The following is a 5,938-nucleotide window of genomic DNA, read 5'->3' as shown; positions in this document are numbered from 1 at the left end:
GGTTGGAGATGATGCCGCCGATCGTCACGACCGCGCCGTCCGGCTGGTCGGAGAGCTGGGCGATGCCCACGTCCGCCCGGGACGCGAGGACGGACTCCAGGCCGAAGAGCGGATGGTCGGAGACGTACAGCCCGAGCATCTCCCGCTCCCGGGCCAGCAGTACCGGCTTGTCCCACTCGTCGTCGGGGAAGCTCTCGTCGAGCGCGAACACCGGCGACTCCGCCGTACCGAAGAGGTCGAACTGCCCCTCGGCCTCCTTCCGCTTGACCGCGAGCGCGTTCTCGACCAGCTCCTCGTGCCGGGACAGCAGGCCCTTGCGCGTGTGACCGAGCGTGTCGAACGCGCCCGCCTGGATCAGCGACTCGGTCGCACGTTTGCTACAGGCAACGGCCTCCACCTTCGCGAGGAAGTCCGGGAACGACGCGTACCGGCCGCCCGCCCGGCTGCGGACGATCGCGTCCACCACGCCGTCGCCGACGTTCCGTACCGCGGACAGCCCGAACAGCACCACGTCGTCGCCGTACGCCCCGAAGTTCGCGAGCGACTCGTTCACGTCCGGCGGCAGCACCTTGATCCCCATCCGGCGGCACTCGTTCAGGTACACCGCGGACTTGTCCTTGTCGTCCTTCACCGAGGTCAGCAGCGCGGCCATGTACTCGGCCGGATGGTTCGCCTTCAGGTACGCCGTCCAGTACGACACCAGTGCGTACGCCGCCGCGTGCGCCTTGTTGTATGCGTACCCGGCGAACGGCACCAGCACGTCCCACACCGCCTGCGTCGCGGCGTCGGAGATCCCGTGCCGTCGGCAACCGTCCCGGAACGGCACGAACTCCTGGTCCAGCACCTCCTTCTTCTTCTTGCCCATCGCCCGCCGCAGCAGGTCCGCCTGCCCGAGGCTGTACCCGGCGAGGATCTGCGCCGCCTTCTGCACCTGCTCCTGGTAGACGACCAGCCCGTACGTGATCCCGAGCACCTCGCGCAGCGGCTCTTCCAGCTCCGGGTGGATCGGCGTGATCTCCTGCTGGCCGTTCTTCCGCAGCGCGTAGTTGGTGTGCGAGTTCATCGCCATCGGCCCGGCCGGTACAGCGCGGTGACCGCGGTGATGTCCTCGAACTGGTCCGGCCGCATCAACCTGAGCAGCGCGCGCATCGCCGTACCGTCGAACTGGAAGACGCCGAGCGTCTCACCACGACTGAGCAGCTCGAAGGTCCGGGCGTCGTCGAGCGGCAGCGCGAGGAGCTCGATCTCGAGGCCCTTCGTCGACCGGACCATCTTCACCGCGTCGTCGATGATCGTCAGGTTGCGCAGCCCGAGGAAGTCCATCTTCAGCAGGCCGAGCGACTCGCAGCTCGGGTAGTCCCACTGCGTGATCGTGACGCCGTCGGAGTGCCGGACCCAGACCGGTACGTGGTCGACGATCGACTCGCTGGACATGATCACGCCGGCCGCGTGCACCCCCATCTGCCGGACGAGTCCCTCCACGCCCTTCGCGGTGTCCACCACGGTCCGGACGTCGGGCTCGTTCTCGTACATCGCCCGGACCTCGGCTGCCTCGTCGTACCGCGGGTGCTTCGGGTCGGTGATCCCGGTCAGGTCGATGCCCGCGCCGCCGACGTCGGCCGGCATCGCCTTGGTGATCCGGTCGCCGGTCGCGTACGGGAAGCCGAGCACCCGGGCCGAGTCCTTGATCGCGTTCTTCGCCTTGATCGTGCCGTAGGTGCCGATCATCGCGACCTTGCCGGCGCCGTACTTCTCGGTGACGTACCGGATCACCTCGACCCGCCGGCGTTCGTCGAAGTCGATGTCGACGTCCGGCATCGAGACCCGTTCCGGGTTCAGGAACCGCTCGAAGATCAGGCCGTGCTCGATCGGGTCCAGGTCGGTGATGCCGAGCGCGTACGACACCAGCGACCCGGCGGCCGAGCCGCGCCCGGGGCCAACCGCGTTGCCGTTGGTCTTCGCCCACATGATGAAGTCCGCGACCACCAGGAAGTACCCGGGGAACCCCATCTGGACGATCACGTCGATCTCGTACTCGACCAGCCGCTGGTACCGCTCGTCCCAGCCGTCCGGGTACCGCCGCCGCATCCCGCGCAGCACCTCGTCCTGGAACCAGGTCACCTCGGTGAACCCGTCCGGTACGTCGAACCGCGGCATCAGGTCGCGCTTGGTGAACATCCCGGCCGTGTCGATGCGCTCGGCAACCATCATGGTGTTCCGGCAGCCGTCCTGCCAGGCGTCGGAGGAGTCGATCGCGTACATCTCAGCGGCCGGCTTCAGGTAGTAGCCGGTGCCGTCGAACCGGAAGCGGTCCGGGTCCGCGAGCGTCTTGCCGGTCTGGATGCAGAGCAGCGCGTCGTGCGCGGTGGCCTCGGCGGCGTGCGTGTAGTGCGAGTCGTTGGTGACCAGCGGCGGGATGTTCAGCGTCCGCCCGAGGTCGAGCAGGCCGTCGCGAACGCGGCGTTCGATCTCGATGCCGTGGTCCATCAGCTCCAGGAAGTAGTTCTCCTTGCCGAAGATGTCCTGGTACTGCGCGGCCGCCGCGACCGCCTCGTCGTACTGTCCGAGCCGGAGCCGCGTCTGCACCTCCCCCGACGGGCAGCCGGTCGACGCGATCAGCCCGGCGGACCATTGCGCGAGGCTCTCCTTGTCCATCCGCGGCCACTTCTGCAGCCAGCCCTCCTGGTACGCGTCGGACGACAGCCGGAAGAGGTTGTGCAGCCCGGTCGCGTCCCGCGCCCAGATCGTCTTGTGCGTGTAGCCGCCGGATCCGGACACGTCATCACGCTTCTGCTGCGGCTGTCCCCAGAAGACGCGTTCCTTGGTGCGGCGGGACGCGGGCGCGACGTACGCCTCGATGCCGATGATCGGGGTGATCCCGGCCTTCCGCGCCTGATGGAAGAAGTCGTACGCGCCGTGCAGGTTCCCGTGGTCCGAGATCGCGAGATGGGTCATGCCGTACTCGGCACAGGCCGCGAACAGGTCCTTCAGCCGCGCAGCGCCGTCGAGCAGCGAGTACTGGGTATGGACATGCAGATGTGTGAACGAAGGCACCCGGGCTCCACAACCGTCAGTTGTCTGGGGCCCTCATCCAAAGCCGCCCGTGCACCCGGGATCAAACAACCCTTCGGCGGTCTCGACAACCGCGGGTTGTACTGTCTGGTCACGTGAACCTCGACAGCCTGCGTGCGTTCGTCGCCGTCGCCGAGGAGGGCCAGTTCCGGTACGCCGCCGACCGTCTCCGGCTCAGTCAGCAGGCGGTGTCGAAGCGCGTCGCCGCGTTGGAGTCCTCGCTGGGCGTCACGCTCTTCGAACGCGTCCCCACCGGCGCGCTCCTGACCGCGGACGGGCGGACCTTCCTGCCGCACGCCCACGCCGTACTGATCGCCGCCCGGCATGCGGTCGAGTCCGTCCAGCGCGCGGCGCGGCCGTTGCGCGTCGACATCCTCGGCGCGCGGCTGCTGCCGGGCGTACTGATGCTGGACTTCCACCAGGCGCATCCGGAGCTCCCGCTCAAGACGCTCGTACTGCGCGGACTCGGCGCCGCACTGCCGGCGCTGCTGTCGGGCGAGATCGACGCGACGTTCGCGTACCACCCCGACCCGCTGCCGGCCGGGGTGGAGAGCATGGTCGCGTACCTCGAACCGCACGAGATCGTCGTCGGCGCCGGGCATCCGCTCGCGAACCGGACCTCGGTGGCGGTGGACGAACTGCGCCGGTACACCTTCTGGATCCCGGGGATCATCGAGGGCAGCGAGTGGGGTGCGTTCTACCAGGAACTGTCCGCCGAGTTCGGCCTGACGATCGACTCGACCGGGCCGAACTTCGGGTTCGAGGACCTGATCGGGACGATCGCCGAGTCCCGGTCGCTCGTCACGTTCTGGGGTGAGCGCACGCGAGAGCTCGGGCCGTGGCCGCGCGGACTCCGCAGGCTGCGGGTCGTGGACCCGACTCCCGTCTACCCGTGGTCGCTCATCTGGCTCAGTGCGAACAAGCATCCCGATCTGGACACGCTGATCGAGCATGTACGTCGGCACCCACAGCCCGCGGTGGACCAACTGTGGTTACCCGAACGGCTCCGGCGCGGGTCGGAGCACGACGAGCGGCCGGAGGCGCTCTAGGATTTCGCGGTGACTGATCTCGACCTGTTCGGCGACCTCGACACCGGCGCGCTGCCGGAACGGCAGCAGCGGATCCTGGTGGTGATCCGGGACTGGGTGACGCGGCACGGGTACCCGCCGAGCAGCCGGCAGATCGGTGACGCGGTCGGGCTGCGGTCCTCCTCGTCGGTGTCGAAGCACCTGGCCTCCCTGGAGGACAAGGGTTTCCTGCGCCGCGGCCCGTCGGTGTCGCGGGCGATCGACGTCCGGATGTTCCTGCAGGAGACGAACACCCGGTCGACCAGTGACGAGAACGTGCCGGTCCCGGTGGTCGGTGACATCGCCGCCGGTACGCCGATCTCGGCCGTCGAGCACGTGGACGACGTACTGCAACTCCCCCGCGGGCTGACCGGCCGCGGCACCGTGTTCGGGCTCCGGGTGCGCGGTGAGTCGATGATCGACGCGGCGATCTGCGACGGCGACATCGTCGTGGTCCGGCAGCAGGCCGAGGCGCACTCCGGCCAGATCGTCGCCGCGATGATCGACGAGGAGGCGACCGTCAAGGTGTACCGGCGCCGCAACGGCCACGTGTACCTCGAGCCGCGGAACCCGGCGTACGAGGTGATCGACGGCGACAACGCCACCGTCCTCGGCGTCGTGGTGTCGGTACTGCGCAGCGTCTAGCGCTCCAGGTTCGACTTCAGTCGCGCGAGGTTGGCCGGCATCTCCTTGCGGGACTGTGGCACCACGATCAGCGGGACCAGGACCTTGCCGATCCCGTGACCCTCGAAGTCCAGGTCGATGGTCAGCGTGCTGGCGTCGCGGCCGGCGATCGGTACGACGGTCACGTTGACGGTCGCGCGGATCGGGCCGTCCTCGCCGCGGACCGCCCAGGCGCGCGGCGGGTCGAAGACCGTCAGCCGCGACGTGACGTCCCGTTCGCGGCCGCCGATCTTGCGCGTGGTCAGGCATTTTCGCGCCGACGACCGGCTCGCCGCCTTCGAGGTGGCCGCCGGTGACGCCGGCCTGCCATTCGGGGAAGTGGTTCGGGTCGGTGACGTACGCGAACACTTCGTCGGCGGTCCGCTCGACCTCGACCTTGGTCACGATCGTTGTCATCTCGGTTCTCCTTGCAGTTTCTCTGGGCGCAGTTGCGCGAGGCGCTCGTGGAGCAGGTCCAGCTGCGCCGGGTTCGTGGTGAGTGCGGCGGCGCGCTCGTCGGCCGCGCGGGCCTCGGCCGGGCGACCGAGTTCGCGGAGGAACTGCGCGCGGGTCGCGTGGAAGAGTGGATACGTGGACAACGCGCCGGCCAGGGCGTCGAGCTCGGTCAGCGCGGCGGCCGCGTCTCGTACGTACGAGAGCGCGATCGTGCGGTGCAGGCAGGTCACCGGGCTCGGCTGCAGGGTCATCAGCATGTCGTAGAGCACGAGGATCTGCGGCCAGTCGGTCTCGTCCCAGCTCGCTGCCTCGCTGTGGCAGGCGGCGATCGCGGCCTGCAGCTGGTACGGACCGGGCGCGCGGTGCCGCCGGGCGGTCCGGATGAGCAGCGCCGTCGCTTCGGTGATCGCGGCGTGGTCCCACAGCGTCCGGTCCTGGTCCGCGAGCAGCACCAGGTTCGGGGCGAAGCGGGCCGCCGTACGGGCACGGTGCAGGCGGATCAGGGCGAGCAGGCCGGCGACCTCGGGCTCGTTCGGGAGCAGGCCGTGGAGCAGGGCGGTCAGCCATTCCGCGTCGTCGACGAGGTCGCGCGAGTGCGTACGTTCCGCCGTACTCGACAGGTAGCCCTCGTTGAAGAGCAGGTAGATGACCGTCAGTACTTCGGTCAGCCGCTCGGGCAG

4 protein-coding genes and 3 pseudogenes are annotated in these 5,938 nt (G+C 69.1%); 2 read left to right on the top strand and 5 right to left on the bottom strand.

Going from position 1 to position 5,938, the window contains the following annotated elements; genetic code table 11:
- Both VFF46_RS30310 and dnaE read right to left on the bottom strand, forming a co-directional pair.
- Positions 1-580 (bottom strand): annotated as a pseudogene (locus VFF46_RS30310) (DNA polymerase III subunit alpha); the annotation flags it as partial.
- A 276-nt stretch (positions 581-856) separates the two neighbouring features.
- Positions 857-3,054, bottom strand: a pseudogene (gene dnaE, locus VFF46_RS30305) (DNA polymerase III subunit alpha); the annotation flags it as partial.
- 113 nt (positions 3,055-3,167) lie between these two features.
- Between dnaE and VFF46_RS30300 the strand changes: the two are divergent.
- Together VFF46_RS30300 and lexA are read left to right on the top strand one after the other, a co-directional pair.
- Positions 3,168-4,121, top strand: coding sequence for a LysR family transcriptional regulator (locus tag VFF46_RS30300; RefSeq protein WP_325040648.1), 954 nt, complete (start codon positions 3,168-3,170; stop codon positions 4,119-4,121).
- Between the two features lie 9 nt (positions 4,122-4,130).
- Complete coding sequence (gene lexA / locus VFF46_RS30295; protein WP_325040647.1) at positions 4,131-4,784, top strand: transcriptional repressor LexA; 654 nt, start codon at positions 4,131-4,133, stop codon at positions 4,782-4,784.
- Here the strand turns inward: lexA and VFF46_RS30290 are convergent.
- The 3 genes and pseudogenes from VFF46_RS30290 to VFF46_RS30285 all read right to left on the bottom strand — a co-directional run.
- Positions 4,781-5,020 (bottom strand): hypothetical protein, encoded by a 240-nt coding sequence (locus VFF46_RS30290; RefSeq protein WP_325040649.1) that lies wholly within the window; start codon positions 5,018-5,020, stop codon positions 4,781-4,783. The genes lexA and VFF46_RS30290 overlap by 4 nt on opposite strands.
- 121 nt (positions 5,021-5,141) lie before the next feature.
- Positions 5,142-5,219, bottom strand: a pseudogene (locus tag VFF46_RS40675) (hypothetical protein); the annotation flags it as partial.
- Positions 5,216-5,938: RNA polymerase sigma factor (locus VFF46_RS30285; protein ID WP_325040646.1), on the bottom strand; the 723-nt coding region annotated here is incomplete at its 5' end. The pseudogene VFF46_RS40675 and the gene VFF46_RS30285, both read right to left, overlap by 4 nt.

Origin of the sequence: Kribbella sp. (assembly GCF_035655035.1) — a bacterium.
Classification (GTDB): Bacteria; Actinomycetota; Actinomycetes; order Propionibacteriales; family Kribbellaceae; genus Kribbella.
This window is presented reverse-complemented; position numbering and strand designations above follow the sequence as displayed.